Source organism: Clostridium sp. 2218st1_F5_2218SCRN_220325 (assembly GCF_039062665.1).
Lineage (GTDB): Bacteria > Bacillota > Clostridia > Peptostreptococcales > Peptostreptococcaceae > Intestinibacter.
In genome coordinates this window covers 16802-37193 of record NZ_JBCLNH010000011.1, presented here as the reverse complement: position 1 = coordinate 37193, position 20392 = coordinate 16802, and the positions used below count along the sequence as shown (strand labels likewise).

The following is a 20392-nucleotide window of genomic DNA, read 5'->3' as shown; positions in this document are numbered from 1 at the left end:
AGTGGTAAAATGGGTAAAATATCAATTGTAGGTTTAGGACCTGGAGATTATTCTTTAATAAGCCAAGGGGCCTTAGAATTATTACAATCATCTGATAGAATTTTTCTGAGAACAGAAAAGCATCCAACTGTGGATCAATTAAAACAACAAATAAACTATACAAGTTTAGATTACTTCTATGAAAAAGAAGAAAACTTTGAAAATGTATATTTTCACATATCAGAATTCATAATAGAAGAATCTAAAAAAGGAGATTTAGTGTATGCAGTTCCTGGACATCCAAGGGTCGCAGAAAAGACTGTAGGAATAATAGAAGATTTAGCTAAACAAAACAACATAGAAGTAGATGTAGTAGCCTCTATGAGCTTTGTAGACGCTATGTTCAACTATTTAGCAGTAGATCCAGCAGATGGATTTAGATTAATAGATGCTTTTGAACTTGAAAATTCGCCTATTGATCCAAGAACTAATACAATTATCACACAGGTATATGATGAGTTTATTGCATCAAACGTAAAGATTAAACTTATGGATTACTATGACGACGAACAAGAAGTATATATCGTAAATGGAGCTGGAATCAAAGGTCAAGAACAAAAGGTTTTAGTTAAATTATACGAAATTGACAGACATAGAGATTTATTTAACTACTTAACAAGTTTATACATACCTAAGTCTGCAACAAAAATGTATAATACTGTTTATGATTTACAATCAGTTATGAAAGTTTTAAGAAGTCCTGAGGGATGTGAGTGGGATAGGAAACAAACTCATGAAACATTAAAAAAATCTTTAATTGAAGAAGCTTACGAAGTAAATCAAGCAATAGACAACGACGATATAGACGAACTTATAGAAGAGCTAGGAGATGTATTATTACAAGTAATATTCCACTGTCAGATAGGGGAAGAAGATGGATACTTCAACTTAGGAGACGTTACAAGTGCAATATGTAAGAAATTAATACATAGACATCCGCATGTTTTTAAAAATCAAGAAATTGATATGAATGAGTTTGATAAAACATGGGAAGACCTTAAACGAGAAGAAAAAGGTGAAACAACTGTTACAGAAGGATTGGAAAGAATTCCTGCGTATTTACCAGCTTTAATGAAAGCCCAAAAAATTCAAAAAAAGGCGTCTTTAGTTGGATTTGATTGGGACGATATCGAAGATGTCCACAAAAAAGTTAAGGAAGAATATAAAGAACTACTTGACGAATGTAAATCTGGGAATATAAAATACATAAAGGAAGAGTTGGGAGACTTATTATTTTCAATAGTAAATTTAGCGAGATTTTTAAAGGTAGATCCAGAGGAGGCGCTTAACCTTACAAATGACAAATTTATCAAAAGATTTGACTTTGTAGAGCAGGGTGCTATAAAATTAAACAAAAGACTGGAAGATATGACACTAGAAGAAATGGACGAACTTTGGGAAAAGGCTAAATTTCAATAAATTTTAGAAGGAAATTTCTAGTACGTATAGAACTAAGAATTAATAAGTTTTATATGAGAAACAATTTAGGAGGTAAATATTGTGAATAAAGCTGAATTAGTATCAAGAATGGCAGAAAAAAGTGAATTAACAAAGAAAGAAGCTGAAATGGCATTAAACGCTTTAATGGAATCAATCCAAGAAGCATTAGTATCAGGAGATAAAGTTCAATTAGTTGGATTTGGGACTTTCGAAACTAGAGAAAGAGCTGCAAGAAAAGGTAGAAACCCAAGAAACCCACAACAAGAAATAGATATACCAGCTTCAAAAGCTCCAGTATTCAAAGCTGGAAAATCTCTTAAAGAAGCAATAAACGAAGCATAATATAAATTTAGGTATTTAAAATCTAAACATTAATAATATAGTATAGTAATTTTAAATAATTACTTTGCAAGAGATGAATAATATTTTTAAGATAAAAAGAACTAAGTAATTATAATGCTTAGTTCTTTTTTGTCTTTTTATAGTAATTTTAGATATTTATAAATACCAAATATTTTTACATACAATTAAGGAGGAAGTTTCATGAGATTAGATAAATACTTAAAAGTTTCAAGAATTATTAAACGTAGAACCGTAGCAAAAGATGCATGTGATAAAGGAATCGTTACAATAAACGGTAAAGTTGCAAAATCATCTTCGGAAGTTAAAATAGGGGATGTATTAGAAATAACTTTTGGTGAGAAAAAAATGAAGTTCAAAATAAGCGAGATAAAAGAGCACGTTTTAAAAGCTGATGCAAAGGAAATGTATGAAATAGTAGAATAATATTAAAAAATCCTCAGTATATTTATATTAATATATAAATAAATTTGAGGTGATAAAGTGGAACATAGTATAAGTTTAAAAGGTAGATCAGATTTGTTAATATCCGGAGTGGAACATATATATTCCTTTAGCGACAAAAGAGTAGAGATACAGACTTGTGAGGGTAAGATGGTTATAGATGGAGAGGGCTTAGATATGAATAAGTTAAATCTTGAAGAAAATATAATAAGTGTTCAAGGTACTATAAATTCCATCGTATATTCTAAATCTAAAAATCCGGAAGAAAGTTTTTTCAAAAAGGTATTTAAATAGATGAATTACTTTATACAAGATTTAAATGTATTTTATGCAACTATTTACGGTGGAATAGTAATAGGAATATTATTTGATATTAACAGGTCATTAAAAAATAACTTTAAATTTATTAAAAAGTTATCTTTTATATTTGATATACTGTTTTGGCTGATTATAACAGCTATAATTTTTATTGTTGTTAATACAATCAGTAAGTTTCAACTGAGATATTATCATTTTGTAGCACTAGTTGTTGGATTTGTTTTATATTACAACACTATAAGCAAGTTTATACTTAAGTTTAATAATATGGTTATAAATTTCATAAAGTCATTAATAAAGAAAATAATATTGACTTTAGTCGCAATATTGGAGAATTTGTATTACGTTATAGTCTATACAATCCATTTTTTATTTGATATCATATTTTACATACCAAACATCATTTTTACAATAAAGAAGAATATATCTAAAAAAACTTTGGTAAAAAAGAAGATGAAAAAGGGTGTGTAGTATGAACTTAAGAAAAAAGTTTTCAGGTCAATATATGTTAATATGTATGTTTGCATTTTTTATAATTTTTTCTCTAACAATAGGAGTTATAGTTCAATTACAGAACATAAGAGACTATAAAGAACAAATAACTACACTAAAATATGAACTAGATGATACAGAAAAACAATTAAAAAGCGTTAAAAATAGTAAAGCTTATAAGAATGATGCAGAATTAGAAGATTTAGCACGAAATCAACTAGGAATGGTAAAACAAAACGAGATAATATATTTAGAAAAATAATTTAATATTAAAATAAGCAAATGGTGACTCTTTTTGGGTTGCCTTTTTTGTTTTATAATAAAAACTATATAAATAAACAAATTGATTTTTATGAAATAATTATCAAGGAAAATATAATTAAAGGTAATTATATAGTTAGGAGGATAAGATGAAAATAGGAACAATAGATATAGGCACAAATTCTATGAGATTATTAACTGCTGATTATCAAGATGGAAAAATAATAAATAGAAAAAAATATGTAAACACTACTAGAATAGGTCAAGGTGTAGACAATAATGGTTATATATCAAAAGAGGCGATTGATAGGAATATACAAGCTTTAAAAGAGTTTAAGGCTATATGTGATGAAGAAGGATGCGAATATGTTTGTTGCATGGGGACATCAGCATTAAGAGATAGCAAAAATTCTGATGAATTTATAGCATTAGCTAAAGAAGAAGCTGGGGTAGATGTTGAAGTAATCACAGGAGATAGAGAGTCTAACTTAGGATTTTTAGGAGTGTTAGAAGGCGTTGAAAAGGACGAACTTGAAAAAATATTAGTTATCGATATAGGTGGTGGCTCAACTGAGTTTATCGTTGGAGATAAAAATGGCGTTAATTTCTGCAAAAGTGAAAATATAGGTGCGCTTAGATTAACAGAAAAGTTTTTAAAACATGAGATAGTTAGTGATGAGGAATTAAAACAAACTATATTATTTATCGAGGACACAATCGAAGATACTATTAATAATATAAAAAGCAAAAATATAAAAAAATTAGTTGGGATAGGTGGCACAGTGACATCTGTATCAGCAATGAACCAACAATTAGAAGTCTATTCTATGGAAAAGGTGCATAATAGTAAAATATGCAAAAAAGAATTAGACGAAATTCTACAAATGCTAAAAAATATGACACTAGAGGATAAAAAGAGACTAAAAGGGCTACAACCAAAAAGAGCAGATATTATAACAGCTGGTGTAGTAATTTTGGATATAATAATGGAAAAGCTTGAATTAAACGAAATAATTGTAAGTGAATACGATAATTTGGAAGGCTTAATGTGTCAAATAGCAAAAAAGATGTCTTAAAGTTTTTTGATTCTATGTACTGAAAATGACAAATTAATTTCTCCTTCTTTGCTACAATTTTATGTAAACAAAGGAGGAGATTTTTTATGGATAGAACAATCACCATTAAAAATAAGAGGTTGAGTACCAACAACTTAAAACTCTCGAAAATGTTTGATTCAAAGACTTTCATTTTCATGATAATTGGATTTTTATTAAGCAGATCAATCTTAATTGATGGAATTGCTCCATTAGGATTAGCTTTTTTCTTATATATATGTAAAGTAGACAAATATCGTATACCAGTTTATATTGCAACCCTAGCTGGAACCTTACTATCATTTAACGAAATGCCGATAATAATTAAATATGCTGTATGCTTAACTTTAATATTGATTTTTAGTAAAAAAATTAAAGAAATTACAGCAATAATTAAATTAAGTTTAGTAGGTGTGTTCGTAATATTACCAACATCAATAATATGTACATGCATCACTAAACCAGGATTATATAGTTTTATAATTGTAGGAATAGAAACAATGATCGTATTTACATCATCTTTTATATTTGCATATGGTGTAAAATTCTTAATATCAAATCAAAATAAAATGGCGATAAAAACAGAAGAAGTAATATCTATTAGTTTATTAGCTACTTTCAGCATAATGGGAGTAGGACAAACTGCTATATTGGGGATTTCCCTTAGAGCAGTTTTAGCAACAGTGTTTATATTGATATCAGCCGTTGTAGGAGGAGCAAGTGTAGGTTCATCTTGCGGAGTAATAGTTGGACTAGCTTTTATAATCAATAATGCAGTATCAGCAATATATATGGGAATATATGCATTTGCAGGATTAATCGGTGGCGCATTTAATAAAGTAAATAGATATTTATGTATTCTGGGGTATGTGTTGAGCTGGATAATTATATTTGCATATACTTCTGGAATAGAATCAAATATAAATTCAATAAGGGATATATTGATAGGAGCCTTGATTGTATCAGTTCTTCCAAAATCACTATTTTCAAGAGTTGAATCGGCTATAAAAATAAATATAAATACATCCCAATCAGTGAACAATTACATAATGAGAACTAAAAATTTAACAAATAGCAAATTAGAAAATATGCAAAGAGCTTATAATGAGCTTGCAAACACATTTGAAAAAATAAGACAAAAAGATGAAATCATAAATCAAAATGACATGGCAGAGTTAATTGACATGATTTATGCAGATGAGTGTACTTCTTGTAGTATGAAAAAAGTATGTTGGGAGGTGAGATTTAATAAAACATATACACTTATATACGATATGATTCAGAATTTAGAAGAAGGTCAGTTAAGTACAGAGGCGATACCAGAAGAATTTAGAAGATCTTGTATGAATCCAGAGCAAATTATGAAAATAGCTAATTATTATTATAAATTATTTGCTCTAAATTATGATTGGAGCATGAAGTTTGAAGAGGGTAGAAAGCTAATAGCGGACCAAATAAGAAATATCTCCAAATCAATAAAGGGATTATCTGAGGATATCGAAAATAGTGCTATGCTAGATTTAGTCAAAGAAAAAAACATACTAGAAGAATTAGAAAGACATAATATCATAGTTAATAAGATTAACTATTTAACAAAAGGAAAAGATGAATTTAAAATCACAATTGATAAAAATACATGTGCAAATGGGGGGTTATGCGATGAAAAGTTGATAAAAATAATATCAGATTATTTAGGAGAACAGTTATCGGCCCAAAAGTATGGTTGTAATATATACAAAGATACTTGTAAAATAGTTCTTACTAAAGCGGAGAAGTACACTGCTACAACCCAAGCAGTTTCATTATCTAGAGACGGACACGTATTGTGCGGAGACAATTATACATATATGGAGATTGATAATGGGCAATATATGATGGCCATATGTGATGGCATGGGAAAAGGAAAAAGAGCTTATGATGAATCTTCGACGACTATCGATATACTAGAGAAAATGATTGAAGCGAGAATTGATAATGAAATTGTAATTAAGACAATTAATAATATGCTTTTACTTAGCAATTCAGATGAGATTTTTTCAACATTAGATTTAGGCATTATAGATTTGAAACAGGGCAAATTAGAGACTGTTAAAATGGGTGCTTGTTCAACATATATCAAAAGAGCAAATAATGATATAGATTTTATATCATCATCATCACTACCTGTTGGAATTTTATCTGATATTAAACTAGATAGACATAATTATAAACTAAACGATGGAGATTACATTATCATGGTTTCTGATGGGATTATAGACGCAGGTAAAAATAATGATATCGGTGAAAACTGGTTAATTTACTTCCTGAAAAAATTAAATACTTATGATCCAAAAGAAATGATAGATAAGATAGTGGATAGGGCTTTAGAATTACAACTTGATAAAATTGAAGATGACATGACAGTTATGGTCACAAAAGTAAATAAGATAAAATAAATTCGATACGTAATCGATTAGGAGTATTGATAAAATTGAAAAAGATGAATTTAAACTCCAGTTATCTACAAAAAATGTGTACAACTTATAGGTAACTGTTAATAAATAGATGAAAAGTGTTGATAAGTATGAAAAATATTCACAATTATACAATATATAACTAAATATAAAGCGGACTAAATAAGCCAAATATGAACAAGGAAAAGGTTTGTTGATATGTTGATAAGATTGTGGATAACTTGATTATAAACTGTATAAAACTTATAAAAATTGAATAATAAAATAAAAAAAAGTCATCCTAATATTAAGTAATAATAAGAAAGGATGACTTTTTATGGGCAAAAAGTTAAATATAATAGGAATAATAGTATTTATAACTGTTTTTACAGGCGGTATTTTTTATGGAATAAATAATTATAACGAAAAGGAAGTTAATAATGTATCATCATCACGCACTAATAATAAGATAAGGTATTTAAATAATAACGAATATAGTAGTGTATTTTCTCCTACTGATAATAGAAATGAAGTTGGTGATGAAGAATCACATGGAAATTATAAATATGTGACATGGAATCTACAATCACTATTTAAATCAGATGAAGCATGGGAAAAAGAATTATCCAAATTTAATAAAGATATAAATGAATTGGAGAATTACGTAGGCAAAGTGACTAAATCAAAAACTCATTTTGTATCAGCACTTAAAATTAAAGAAAAACTAGATATAAGATTAGAAAAATTATATGCTTATGCTAAATTAAGCAAAGATATAAATAAAAATTCTTATAAGTATTTAGACATGATAAATAAAGTTAGCAAGGTTGACTCAAAATACAGCAGAATATGTGCAGAATTAGAATTAGAAATACTTAAATTACCTGATTCTACTTATAAGGAATATACGAAAAGTAAAAAAGTAGAAAAAAAGTTTAAAATGTATCTACAAGAAATTCGAAAAAGTAAACAACATTATTTAGATGAAAAATCAGAAAGTATATTAAACAAAATGGGAAATATACTTTCACTTCCTTCAGATATATACGACTTATTCAGTAATATGGATAAGGATAGTGGAGATACTCCATCAGAGTATTCATCTAAAATTAAATCATCAGATAGAGAAACAAGAAAGACAGCATTTACAAATGAATTTGTAATATATAATGACAATATAAACACACTATCAGGATTATTAATAGGACAGGCGAACACTAATATTTTTTATTCAGATATTAGAAAATATAATTCAAGTTTAGAGATGTATTTAGATAGTGATGAAGTAGATCCCAAAATCTATGATAACTTAATAGATACAGTAAATAAAAACAGTGAATCATTACACAAGTATATCTCATTAAGAAAGAAAATATTAAACATCGATAAAGTACATTATTATGATATGTTTGTGCCAATTGTTGAAGAAGAAGAGAACTATATATCTTATGATAAGGCAATTCCTTTAGTTTATGCTGCGCTTGAACCATTAGGAGAAGAATATGAAGATATAGCATATAAAGCTTTTAATGAAAGATGGATAGATGTATATTCCAGCGAAGATAAAGTAGGGGGCGGATACTGTCTATCTGTATATAACAATCATCCATATATATTGCTTAATTACGATAACTCATTAGACTCTGTATCTACATTAGTCCATGAGTTAGGTCATGGTGTTTATGGCTACTTAAGTCAAAAAAATCAAGAATATTATAATGCACAACCATCAATATTTACACATGAAGTTGCATCAACTACAAACGAAGCATTACTATATGAATTTTTAATAAAAAATGCAGGCAATGATAAACAAAAAGCGTACTATATAACTCAATATATGGACTTTATCAAAGATACTCTTTACACACAAACTATGTATGCGGAGTTTGAACGAGATGTGCATGCTATGTTAGAAAATAACGAAAATGTAAATACATTAGTATTAAATGATTTATGGTCACATTTATTAAAAAAATATTATGGAAATGACTTTGAAGTAGACCCACTTGCAATGATAGGTTGGGCTAGAATACCACATTTTTATAATAGTTTTTATGTTTATAAATATGCTACAGGATGTAGCAGTGCGATAAGTTTTGCACAAGACATATTAAATGATGGGCCAGAAGACTACCTAAACTTCCTAAAAAAAGGTGGTTCAGATAAGCCACTTAATTTATTAAAAAGTGGCGGTGTTGATTTAACAAATGATAAATCCATCCAAGTAAGCATAGATAAATTCAATAAATTATTAGTTGAGCTAGAGAAGTTAACTAATAATTAAAGTGACAAAAATATATTAATAATGTAGAATAATATGTAAATATGATAGTTTATTTAATAATTAATTTAGGATATATTTTTGTATAACAATGCATTTTGGAGGGAGGATTTATATGCAAAAGAAAATAAGAAAAGCTGTTATACCAGCTGCAGGATTGGGTACTAGATTTTTACCAGCAACAAAGGCTCAACCAAAAGAAATGTTACCAATAGTGGATAAACCAACATTACAATATATAATAGAAGAAGCTGTTGAATCGGGAATAGAAGAAATTCTTATAATTACAGGAAAAAATAAAAAATCTATAGAAGATCATTTTGATAAATCAGTTGAACTAGAATTAGAATTAGAGCAAAAAGGAAAAACTGAATTATTAGAAATTGTAAGAAATATAACAAAAATGGTTAATATATACTATATAAGACAAAAAGAACCTAAAGGATTAGGTGATGCAATTTATTGTGCAAGAAGCTTTATAGGAGATGAACCATTTGCTGTTATGTTAGGTGATGATATTGTTGATAATGATGTACCTTGCCTAAAACAATTAATGTCAGCATATGAAGAATACAGAACAACTATATTAGGTGTTCAATCTGTTGCACCAGAAGATGCTAATAAATATGGAATAATAAATGCTAAATATATAGAAGATAGTGTTTACAAAGTTAAGGATCTAGTGGAAAAACCAGAACCAGGCAAACAACCTTCGAATATCGCCATATTAGGAAGATATATAATAACACCTGAAATCTTTGAGATTCTTGAAAATCAAAAACCAGGAAAAGGTGGAGAAGTTCAATTAACAGATGCATTAAAAACTTTATCTAAAAAAGAAGCAATGTATGCATATGAATTTGAAGGAAGAAGATACGACGTTGGAGATAAATTAGGATTTTTAGAGGCAACAGTTGACTTTGCTTTAAAGAAACCAGAACTTCAAGGTCCATTTATGGAATACTTAAAAAAAGTATGTAGTGAAAGAACTGTTGAGAAAGAAGTAGCATTATCTGCAGAATTAACTTCTGAAGATGACAATACTGAAAAATAGAAAGAGGGAATAAAGTTGGCTAAAAGTAGACAAGCTAAGATGAACAAAATTCTAGCTATTGGAATAGCTGTAGTATTACTTGTAACTAGTTTAACTACGTTAATAAGTGTTATTTCATGGTATTTATAAAAAAATGTAGGAAGATAAATTTTTATTTGTTTTCCTACATTTTTTTTGATTTTAATTATCTATGATTTTGAATATATTAATAAAATTATGTTTATTGGAATTAAATAGTAGACATTAAATGAATATAAGGTATAATATTAGTGGTAATAATAAATAAAAAAGTTAAAAAAATACATATAATTTAAATTAATTAGAATGATATAAATTAAAATTATAAAAAGGAGAGAATTATGGATAGAAATTTAGCGTTAGAGCTTGTAAGAGTTACAGAGGCTGCAGCATTAGTTTCATCACAATTTATGGGAAGAGGAGATAAAAATGGAGCTGATGGAGCTGCAGTAGAAGCTATGAGAAGAGCCTTTGAATCAGTAAAAATTAAAGGTGAAGTTGTAATTGGGGAAGGGGAAATTGATGAAGCCCCAATGTTATATATAGGTGAAAAAGTAGGTAGTCAAGAAGATGGAGCTATGGAAGTCGATATAGCAGTTGACCCTCTTGACGGTACTGAATTAATAGCGAAAGGCCTTCCAAATGCAATAGCGGTAATAGCTATGGGGAAAAAAGGTTCTCTATTAAATGCACCCGATACATATATGAAAAAAATAGTTGTAGGACCAAAAGCAAAAGGTGCTATAGATTTAAATAAAAGTGTGGAAGAAAATATAATAAATGTTTCAAAAGCATTAGGAAAGAAAACTACTCAAATGACAATTATGGCTCAAGATAGAGAAAGACATAATTATATATTTGAAGTTGCAAGAAAATTAGGATGTAAAATAAGAATGTTTGATGCTGGAGATATAGCAGCTGGTATAGCAACTTGTTTTGAAGAAACAGGAGTTGACATGCTTATGGGAATCGGTGGAGGACCAGAAGGCGTAATAACAGCAGCAGCAATAAAATGCATGGGTGGAGATATGCAAGCTCAAATATATCCATTAAGTGATCAAGAAAGAGAAAGATGTCATGAGATGGGATATTCAGATGAAGATATCGAAAAGATATTAACAATAGATGATTTAGCAAAAGGTGATGACTTATTCTTCGCTGCTACAGGAATAACAGAAGGAAACTTATTAAAAGGTGTTGTTAATATGGGCGGAAATAAGGCAAAAACAGAATCTGTAGTTATGAGAGGAAAAACAGGAACTATAAGATTTGTTAATGCTATACATAATCTAGATAAAAATGAAATATTAGTGGATTTAATGAAAAAATATAATATGGAATAAGAGAATAAAGATATATAAAATAATCTATTGTATTTATACTACGATAGATTATTTTTAATTTATAAATAATTATAAGATAAAAGTTACTAATGAATTAAAATGTAAAATAAAGGCTATAAATATGTATTTTATTTTATTTATTGACCATAATACAAAAATAATGCTATTATTAAGTTGTTATTATGTTCGAACTTATAGTAAAAACAACTTCTCTTTTTCATGCCGTTTATTTCCAATGAAACTATTAAAAATTGAGAGCAAGGAGGTCTAGTTTTTTGAATACAGAAAATATCAATCTAAATGATTTAAATAATCAAACACTAGCTCAATTAAGAGAAATAGCTAAAGAGCTAAATATCAAATCAGTTACTAAGTATAAAAAAGCTGAACTGATTGATAAAATAAATGAAAATGCTAACAAATCAAGCAATAGTGACTCGGACGAATTAAAACAAAATAATAAAAAAGTACAAAACATTGAAGATACGGCTAAAAAATACAATGTGAAAAAGGAAGAGAAAAATACTCAAATAGATGATTATAATAGTGCAAATTTAGAAAATACAAAACAACCAGCATTTAAATCTGAAAATAATAAAAATAATAAATACGATAATAGAAATTACAATAATAAGAATAATACTCAACAAAATATAAATACACAAAGAAATTATAATAAATTTCAAAAAAATGATAATAAACAGTTAAATAATAATGAGAATAAGCTTTCTAATAATGATTTAAAAATTCAAAAAAGTAACAATATAAAGGGAAATTATACACCAAAAGTAGTAGAAGAATCTAAAATAATTAATGAGTTTAATACTTCTAAAGAAGATGAAGTAGTAGGTGTATTAGAAATATTACCAGATGGATTTGGTTTCTTAAGAGGTTCAAATTATTTATCAACAGAAAACGATGTATATGTATCACCATCCCAAATAAGAAGATTCAATATGAAAACAGGGGATAAAATAAGAGGTATAACAAGACATCCAAAAACAGGTGAAAAATTTAGAGCACTTTTATTTGTTCAAAAAATAAATGATGAAGACCCTGAAACAGCAATACAAAGAAAAGCCTTTGAAACATTAACTCCTATATACCCACAAGAAAGATTAACTTTAGAGAAACAACCAAATGAAATATCTACAAGATTAATCGATTTAATATCACCAATAGGAAAAGGACAAAGAGGATTAATTGTTGCACCCCCAAAAGCAGGTAAAACAATTCTTTTAAAAAGTGTCGCAAACAGTATAGTTAAAAATTATCCAGATGTAGAATTAATAGTACTATTAATTGATGAAAGACCTGAAGAAGTTACAGATATGAAAGAGTCTATCAATGCAGATGTTATATATTCAACATTTGACCAAGTATCAAGCCACCATGTAAAGGTAGCTGAAATGGTTTTAAATAGAGCTCAAAGACTTGTTGAACATGGAAAAGATGTAGTTATCTTATTAGACAGTATAACTAGATTAGCTAGGGCGTATAACTTAACTATTTCACCAACAGGAAGAACTTTATCTGGAGGTTTAGATCCAGGAGCATTACATGGACCTAAAAAATTCTTTGGTGCAGCTAGAAATATAAGACAAGGTGGCTCACTTACAATCCTTGCAACTGCACTAGTTGAAACTGGTTCAAGAATGGATGATGTTATATTTGAGGAATTCAAAGGAACAGGTAATATGGAATTAAATCTAGACAGAAAATTAGCTGAAAAGAGAATATTCCCTGCAGTTGATATTTATAAATCTGGAACAAGAAGAGAAGATTTATTATTATCAGACAAAGAAAAGGCTGCTTTATGGAAATTAAGAAAAGAAATGAGTAACAGTTCTATCTTAGAAGTAACAGATAATATATTAGAGGCATTAAAAAGAACAAAAACTAATGAAGAGTTTATAAATAATATAAATGGAATTTAACAAATTTTGTAATAAATAAAATTGGAAATAAAAAGTAAAATAACTAATAATAAAAAGTAAAGAGTATGAAAAATGCTTGAACCCTTCAAAAACATATGATATAATGTGATAGTTGATATTGAAGAAGTAAAAAAATTAGTATAATTAATTTTAAAATATAAAAGAAAAAAGAGGTGACAATGATGCAAAAAGATATACAACCAAAATACAATGAAGTAGAAGTACGTTGTGCTTGTGGAAATACTTTCATGGCTGGTTCAACTAAGGACGAAATAAGAGTTGAGATTTGTTCTGAATGCCATCCTTTCTATACTGGAAAACAAAAGAATATAGAAAAAGGTGGAAGAATCGACAAATTCAAAAAAAGATTCAACATGGAATAATATTCATAAAAAACAGGGGTTGGTTTTTCCAACCTCTATTTTATTATGCATAGGAAATTTATTTTAAGATAATTCTAATAAGCACAAGGGATGTACAAAATAAAAGATTTTTTATTTTCTAACATGCCCTTTTTTAATATTATAAATTTGATATAATAGTAGTTGTGTAAAATTAATATGTTAACTTAATCTTAGGTTAAGGAGAGAATTATGAATAAAGACAAATTAGGGAAAGTTGGAGGCCAGGCTGTAATAGAAGGTGTGATGATGCAATCACAAGATTATAGGGCCATTGCAGTTAGAAAATCTGATGGGGAAATAGAAGTAAAAAAAGAAAGAATCAAAAGCTGGGTAAAAGATAAAAAAATAGATAAAATCCCATTCTTAAGAGGAGGTTTTATCTTAATAGATACAATGATCAGCGGAATGAATAGTTTAAACTTCTCATCATCTTTCTTCTTAGATGATGAAGAAGAGGAAGATGCTATAGATAAATTTCTTAAAAAGGTATTTAAAGATAAAGCTAATGATGCAATTATTGCAGTATCTTTAATAATATCAATATTACTTTCTATTGGAATTTTTGTGTTAATACCTACTTTTCTAGGGGGATTATTTGCAAGAATAATAAATAACCATATAGTACTTAATTTAATTGAAGGCGCAATTAGAATTGCAATATTAATACTATATATGGCGTTAGTCTCTTTAAATTCCGATATCAAAAGGTTATTTCAATATCATGGAGCGGAACACAAATCAATTTATTGTTATGAAAATGACTTAGAGTTAACTGTAGAGAATGCACGAAAATTCGGCAGATTACATCCTAGATGTGGAACTAACTTTTTATTTATAGTTATGTTTACATCAATTATATTGTTTTCGTTTTTTGGATGGCCAAATCCATTACTAAGAGTAACAATAAGGATTGTATGCATTCCAGTAGTAGCTGGCATAGCTTATGAAATAATCAAGTTTCTTGGTAAATATAATAATATTTTGAGTAAAATTGTTGCATATCCGGGAATGATGATGCAAAAAATAACAACGAAAGAACCAGATGACGAACAATTAGAAGTTGCTTTAGCAGCGCTTAAAGCAGCATTAAATGAAAAATAAGAGGTAGTTTATGACTATTAAAGAAATACTTATACAATATTCTAAAGAACTAGAAAATATAAGTGATACACCTAGATTAGATGTAGAAATGCTTCTAAAAAAGGCTTTAGGAGATGTTGATTCTATGTATATAAGAATGTACTTAGATAAACAATTAACTGAAGAACAAGAAAAATATTTTCTAGAAATGATAAAAGAAAGATTGAATGAAAGACCGATTGCTTATATTATAGGTAATAGAGAGTTTATGGGATTAGACTTTTTTGTACAAGAAGGTGTATTAATTCCTAGGCCGGATACTGAAACATTAGTGGAAGAAATAATAAATATATGCAATAATAGAACAGGATTGAATATTTTGGATATAGGTACAGGTTCAGGAGCAATCACGATAAGCCTAGCAAAATATTTAGATAAATCACATGTAATATCAGCAGACATTTCTGATATTGCTTTAGAGATAGCATCAAAAAATGCGATTTCTAATAATGTAGATGAACGAATAGATTTTATTAAATCAGACGTATTTTCAAATGTACCAAAAGAAGAAAAATTTGATTTAATCGTATCTAATCCACCATATATCAGAAAAGCAGATATAGACGGATTAGATAGACAAGTAAAAGATTTCGAACCTTATAATGCGCTAGAAGGTGGAGAAGATGGACTTGATTTTTATAGAAAAATTACAAAGGAATCTAAGGCTTTTCTTAAAAATAAAGGAATTTTAGCATACGAAGTGGGCCATGACCAAGCACAAGACGTAAGTCAAATTATGCAAGAAAATGGCTTTGAAGGTATATATACTAAATGCGATTTACAAGGATTCGAAAGAGTAGTAATAGGATTTTATAATAATTAGGAAGGTGAAAAGATGTTAAATAAGCTGCAAGTATTAGAAGATAAATACAAAGAACTTACAGAAAAAATCAGTGATATAGAAGTTATCAATGATCAAAAAACATGGCAAAAATACATGAAAGAACATGCTGATTTAGAGCCAATCGTAATGAAATATAGAGAATACAAAGAAGTTGTAGACAATATAAAAGAATCAAAAGAAATACTAGAAGAAGAATCTGATGAAGAATTAAGAGAATTAGCTAAAATGGAATTATCTGATTTAGAATCTAGAGTAGAACCAATAGAAGATGAACTAAAAATATTATTATTACCAAAAGACCCTAATGATGAAAAGAACGTTATAGTTGAAATCAGAGGTGGAGCAGGTGGAGATGAAGCTGCTTTATTCGCTGGAGACTTATTCAGAATGTATTCAAGATATGCAGAAAGAAGAAGATGGAAAACAGAACTTCTAAGTGCAAGTGATACAGGAGTAGGTGGATATAAAGAAGTTTCTTTCATGATAAAAGGGAAAGGTGCTTATTCAAGACTTAAATACGAATCAGGAGTTCACAGAGTACAAAGAATACCATCAACTGAATCAGGCGGAAGAATCCATACTTCAACAGCAACAGTTGCAGTTTTACCAGAGGTAGAAGATGTAGAAGTAGAAATCAATCCAAATGACTTAAGAATAGACGTGTTCAGAGCATCTGGTAATGGTGGACAATGTGTAAATACAACTGACTCAGCAGTAAGAATTACACATATACCAACAGGAGAAGTAGTTTCTTGCCAAGATGAGAAATCACAGTTAAAAAATAAAGAAAAGGCTATGAAAGTATTAAAAGCTAGATTATATGATAAAGCATTGGCTGAACAACATGATGATATAGCAGCTGAAAGACGAAGCCAAGTTGGTACTGGTGACAGATCTGAAAGAATAAGAACTTACAACTTCCCACAAGGTAGAGTAAGTGACCATAGAATAAATCTAACATTATATAAATTAGACTCTTTCTTAGATGGAGACTTAGATGAAATGATAGATTCACTTATAACAGAAGATCAAACTAAAAAAATGTCAGCTATATAATAAGTATAATGAGCCAAATGATTTAAGAATATCATTTGGCTTTTTTATAAAAACTATAATAAAATGACTTTCTAAAACCTTATACTAAATATTAACTCTCCCAAATATTAATTTTAAATATTTTGGCCTCATATAATTAAATAAATTAAATTTTGAGGAGAGGACAAAGATGATTTTAAAAATTACTTTAATTGGTTTAATGGCAGGCGTATTAGGAACTGGTTTAGGCGGGGTTTTATCTGGAATCTTTAAAAAAAAGGTAGATAAGTACATAGATTTTTTTATGGGTTTATCAGGTGGCATAATGTTAGCAGTTGTAGTGTTTGACTTAATGAAAGAAGCAATAGACCAAAAGGGTATCTGGATAACAGTAATTGCAACTTTATTAGGTGTAATTATAACAATGCTTATAAAAGAAAATTTACATATGTCTAAAGATAAACAAGCTGGATACCTTATATTTATAAGTATTTTACTACATAATTTGCCAGAAGGGTTAGCTATTGGTTCATCTTTTGTATCAGCAGAAACTTTAGGATGGACACTAGCTTTAGTAATAGGTATACATAACGTTCCAGAAGGACTTGCTACTGCACTTACCCTGGCAGGAACTAAAATGAAGACAAGTAAGATAATACTATATACAGTTATAGCAGGAATTCCTATGGGAATTGGAAGTTTTCTAGGTGTATATTTTGCAGGAAACTTTAATTACCTAATTGGTGTATTTTTATCAATTGCAGCAGGAACTATGTTGTATGTTGTTCTTGAAGAAATATTGCCAAGAACTACAAATCTTTTTTGCATAATAGGATTTTTAATAGGAACAATAATTGTATATTGCATCTAAATTAAAAGAGGTGGAATAAAATGGATACATTGATTAGTAAAATTGACGTAGACAATATAGACATGGAACAAATAAAAAAACAAGCAGAAATTTTGAAGGCTGGTAAAACGGTAATATTTCCAACAGAAACAGTTTATGGATTAGGAGCCAATGCTTTAGATGAGGATGCAGTTAGCAAAATTTATGAAGCTAAAGGTAGACCGAGCGATAATCCATTAATCGTACATATTGGGGACAAAAAACAAATATATAATCTAGTTTGTGATGTGCCTGAACAAGCTGAAATTGTAATGGATAAATTTTGGCCAGGACCTATAACTATCATCTTAAAGAAAAAGGATATAATTCCTGAAAGAACAAGTGGTGGTTTAGATACAGTTGCAATTAGAATGCCTTCAAACAAAATAGCAAGTGCGCTTATAAATGAAGCAAATCTTCCAATTGCAGCTCCATCAGCAAATATATCTGGTAGACCATCACCAACAAGAGGAGTCCATGTTTATGAACAGATGAATCATAGAGTGAGTGGTATAATAATGGGAAATGACTGTGTATATGGATTAGAATCAACAGTTTTAGATTTGACTGGTGATATTCCAACAATTTTAAGACCAGGAAGTATTACAAAAGAACAACTAGAAAAAGAATTAGGAAACGTTCAATTAGACCCAGCATTAGCGAAAAAAGAAGATAATATCAAAGCTAAGGCACCTGGAATGAAATATACACACTATTCACCAAATGCAGATGTATACATAGTAGATGGTGAACAATCGAAGGTTATTGATAAAATAAATAAATTAACAGAAGAAAATAATGCTAAAAATTTAAAAACATGTATTATATGTCTAAAATCTAACGAAAAATGCTATATAGGAAAAACTATATGTCTAGGAGAAACTTTAGATGATGTAGCTTCAAATCTATTTGATGCATTAATACAAGCAGATAAGGAAAAATGTGATATAATATACTCTGAATCGTTTACAAATGAGGGTATAGGATGTGCAATAATGAACAGGCTTTTAAAGTCTGCCGGATATAAGATTATAAACGCTTGATAATAATTTAATTTTATTGAAATTATATATAAATTTAAGTTATTATTACCTTGGAATGGTTTTCCTAAATGAATTAATAAGCAATAATTATAAATTTGGTTAAAAAAATACAATAAATTAGAGCAAAAAATTCAAACAGGGAGAGCAAATAATACATACTTTATAATAGGTAAATGTTAAAAATTCATAATATAAATTAGAAATCTAAAAAAATATATGGTGGTTTACAAAAAATGATTGTACTATTATAATGTAATAGTTAAAAAATAATCAATCATTTTAAAATATATATAGGAGTATTATAAAATGAAAATAGGTTTAGGATGCGACCATGGCGGTTACAATTTAAAATTAGAAATCAAGCAATATTTAGAATCTAAGGGAGTAGAATGTGTAGATTATGGTACAAATAATGCTGAAGAATCTGTAGATTATCCTATCTATGGACAAAAAGTTGCAGAGGCAGTTGTAGCAAAAGATGTTGATTATGGAATATTATGTTGTGGAACGGGGATAGGAATATCACTAGCAGCAAATAAAGTTCCAGGAATAAGATGCGCAGTAGTATCAGATACATTCTCTGCAAAAATGTCAAAAGCTCATAATAATGCTAATATGCTATCTTTAGGTGAAAGGGTATTAGGCAAAGGTTTGGCTTTAGAGATAGTTGAGGCATGGATAAATACAGAATTTGAAGGTGACAGACACCAAAGAAGAGTAGATTTACTTGGTGACATAGAAAAGAAATATAATAAATAATAAACTTATAGGAATTATAAGAAATAGAACAAGCTAAAAATATAATTAAAATACAATAATCTAGGAGGTAAATGATGAGCAAAGTAATAGTTACAGATCATCCATTAATACAACATAAGTTAACTCTTATGAGAAAGACGACAACAGGATCAAAAGATTTTAGACAGTTATTAACAGAGATATCGATGTTAATGGGTTATGAGGTAACAAGAAATTTACCGTTAGAAGACACAGAAATAGAAACACCTATCGTAAAAACAAAATCTAAAGTTATATCAGGTAAAAAATTAGGAATAGTACCTATATTAAGAGCTGGTTTAGGAATGGTAGAAGGATTCGTAACATTAGTTCCATCTGCAAGAGTAGGTCATGTTGGACTATATAGAGATCCAGAAACTTTAAAACCAGTTGAATACTACTGTAAATTACCACAAGATATAGAAGAAAGAGAAATGATAGTTGTAGACCCAATGCTTGCAACAGGTGGTTCTGCTATAGCTGCTATAGACGTATTAAAAGAAAGGGGAGCAAAAAACATAAAATTAGTTAATTTAGTTGCAGCTCCAGAAGGTATAGCAGAAGTACAAAAATATCATGATGATGTAGATATATATGTTGCATCAATTGATGAAAAGTTAAATGATCATGGATATATAGTGCCAGGATTAGGTGACGCAGGAGATAGAATATTCGGAACAAAATAATAAGGGGGATCTATAGAAATATAGGTCCTTCAAAATTGGAAATTGGCTGAATATTTTG

General features: G+C 28.7%; 19 protein-coding genes. All 19 read left to right on the top strand.

Annotation, left to right across the window (positions count from 1 at the left end; translation table 11 throughout):
- The first annotated feature begins 9 nt into the window (after positions 1 to 9).
- The 19 genes from mazG (at position 10) to upp (ending at position 20334) form a co-directional block, all read left to right on the top strand.
- Complete coding sequence (gene mazG, locus ABCM86_RS08070) at positions 10 to 1458, top strand: nucleoside triphosphate pyrophosphohydrolase (RefSeq protein WP_343003808.1); 1449 nt, start codon at positions 10 to 12, stop codon at positions 1456 to 1458.
- A gap of 81 nt (positions 1459 to 1539) precedes the next feature.
- Complete coding sequence (locus ABCM86_RS08065) at positions 1540 to 1821, top strand: HU family DNA-binding protein (RefSeq protein ID WP_007287615.1); 282 nt, start codon at positions 1540 to 1542, stop codon at positions 1819 to 1821.
- Between the two features lie 201 nt (positions 1822 to 2022).
- Complete coding sequence (locus tag ABCM86_RS08060; protein WP_039906471.1) at positions 2023 to 2265, top strand: RNA-binding S4 domain-containing protein; 243 nt, start codon at positions 2023 to 2025, stop codon at positions 2263 to 2265.
- Between the two features lie 57 nt (positions 2266 to 2322).
- On the top strand, positions 2323 to 2577 hold the full coding sequence (locus ABCM86_RS08055) for a YabP/YqfC family sporulation protein (RefSeq protein WP_295574743.1): 255 nt from the start codon (positions 2323 to 2325) through the stop codon (positions 2575 to 2577).
- A 496-nt stretch (positions 2578 to 3073) separates the two neighbouring features.
- On the top strand, positions 3074 to 3355 hold the full coding sequence (locus tag ABCM86_RS08050) for a septum formation initiator family protein (protein WP_295777016.1): 282 nt from the start codon (positions 3074 to 3076) through the stop codon (positions 3353 to 3355).
- 148 nt (positions 3356 to 3503) lie between these two features.
- The gene (locus ABCM86_RS08045) at positions 3504 to 4430 is read left to right on the top strand and encodes a Ppx/GppA phosphatase family protein (RefSeq protein ID WP_295777013.1); all 927 of its coding nucleotides are present in this window, start codon (positions 3504 to 3506) and stop codon (positions 4428 to 4430) included.
- Positions 4431 to 4516: 86 nt separating this feature from the next.
- Positions 4517 to 6883, top strand: a complete 2367-nt coding sequence (gene spoIIE / locus ABCM86_RS08040) for a stage II sporulation protein E (protein WP_343003807.1) — start codon at positions 4517 to 4519, stop codon at positions 6881 to 6883.
- Positions 6884 to 7217: 334 nt separating this feature from the next.
- On the top strand, positions 7218 to 9167 hold the full coding sequence (gene pepF / locus ABCM86_RS08035; RefSeq protein WP_207743870.1) for an oligoendopeptidase F: 1950 nt from the start codon (positions 7218 to 7220) through the stop codon (positions 9165 to 9167).
- A gap of 112 nt (positions 9168 to 9279) precedes the next feature.
- On the top strand, positions 9280 to 10218 hold the full coding sequence (gene galU / locus ABCM86_RS08030) for a UTP--glucose-1-phosphate uridylyltransferase GalU (RefSeq protein WP_195931356.1): 939 nt from the start codon (positions 9280 to 9282) through the stop codon (positions 10216 to 10218).
- Positions 10219 to 10574: 356 nt separating this feature from the next.
- Complete coding sequence (gene glpX, locus ABCM86_RS08025; protein WP_343003832.1) at positions 10575 to 11579, top strand: class II fructose-bisphosphatase; 1005 nt, start codon at positions 10575 to 10577, stop codon at positions 11577 to 11579.
- Between the two features lie 275 nt (positions 11580 to 11854).
- Positions 11855 to 13516 (top strand): transcription termination factor Rho, encoded by a 1662-nt coding sequence (gene rho / locus ABCM86_RS08020; RefSeq protein ID WP_195930119.1) that lies wholly within the window; start codon positions 11855 to 11857, stop codon positions 13514 to 13516.
- Positions 13517 to 13698: 182 nt separating this feature from the next.
- Positions 13699 to 13899 carry a 50S ribosomal protein L31 gene (rpmE, locus tag ABCM86_RS08015; RefSeq protein ID WP_039906460.1) on the top strand — a complete coding sequence of 67 codons (201 nt, stop codon included), beginning with the start codon at positions 13699 to 13701 and terminating at the stop codon, positions 13897 to 13899.
- A gap of 210 nt (positions 13900 to 14109) precedes the next feature.
- Positions 14110 to 15021: a DUF1385 domain-containing protein gene (locus ABCM86_RS08010; protein WP_295676486.1), complete on the top strand. Its 912-nt coding sequence runs from the start codon at positions 14110 to 14112 to the stop codon at positions 15019 to 15021.
- A gap of 10 nt (positions 15022 to 15031) precedes the next feature.
- Positions 15032 to 15883 (top strand): peptide chain release factor N(5)-glutamine methyltransferase, encoded by an 852-nt coding sequence (prmC, locus tag ABCM86_RS08005; protein ID WP_195930121.1) that lies wholly within the window; start codon positions 15032 to 15034, stop codon positions 15881 to 15883.
- A gap of 12 nt (positions 15884 to 15895) precedes the next feature.
- Positions 15896 to 16960 carry a peptide chain release factor 1 gene (prfA, locus tag ABCM86_RS08000; protein ID WP_195930122.1) on the top strand — a complete coding sequence of 355 codons (1065 nt, stop codon included), beginning with the start codon at positions 15896 to 15898 and terminating at the stop codon, positions 16958 to 16960.
- Positions 16961 to 17129: 169 nt separating this feature from the next.
- A complete protein-coding gene (locus ABCM86_RS07995) occupies positions 17130 to 17810 on the top strand; it encodes a ZIP family metal transporter (RefSeq protein WP_295676488.1) in 681 nt (226 codons plus the stop codon).
- A gap of 20 nt (positions 17811 to 17830) precedes the next feature.
- On the top strand, positions 17831 to 18871 hold the full coding sequence (locus ABCM86_RS07990) for an L-threonylcarbamoyladenylate synthase (protein ID WP_295574760.1): 1041 nt from the start codon (positions 17831 to 17833) through the stop codon (positions 18869 to 18871).
- A gap of 306 nt (positions 18872 to 19177) precedes the next feature.
- Positions 19178 to 19630, top strand: a complete 453-nt coding sequence (rpiB, locus tag ABCM86_RS07985) for a ribose 5-phosphate isomerase B (RefSeq protein WP_295574763.1) — start codon at positions 19178 to 19180, stop codon at positions 19628 to 19630.
- Positions 19631 to 19704: 74 nt separating this feature from the next.
- Entirely contained in the window at positions 19705 to 20334 is a 630-nt protein-coding gene (gene upp, locus ABCM86_RS07980) for a uracil phosphoribosyltransferase (protein ID WP_195931157.1), read from the top strand.
- Positions 20335 to 20392: the final 58 nt, after the last annotated feature.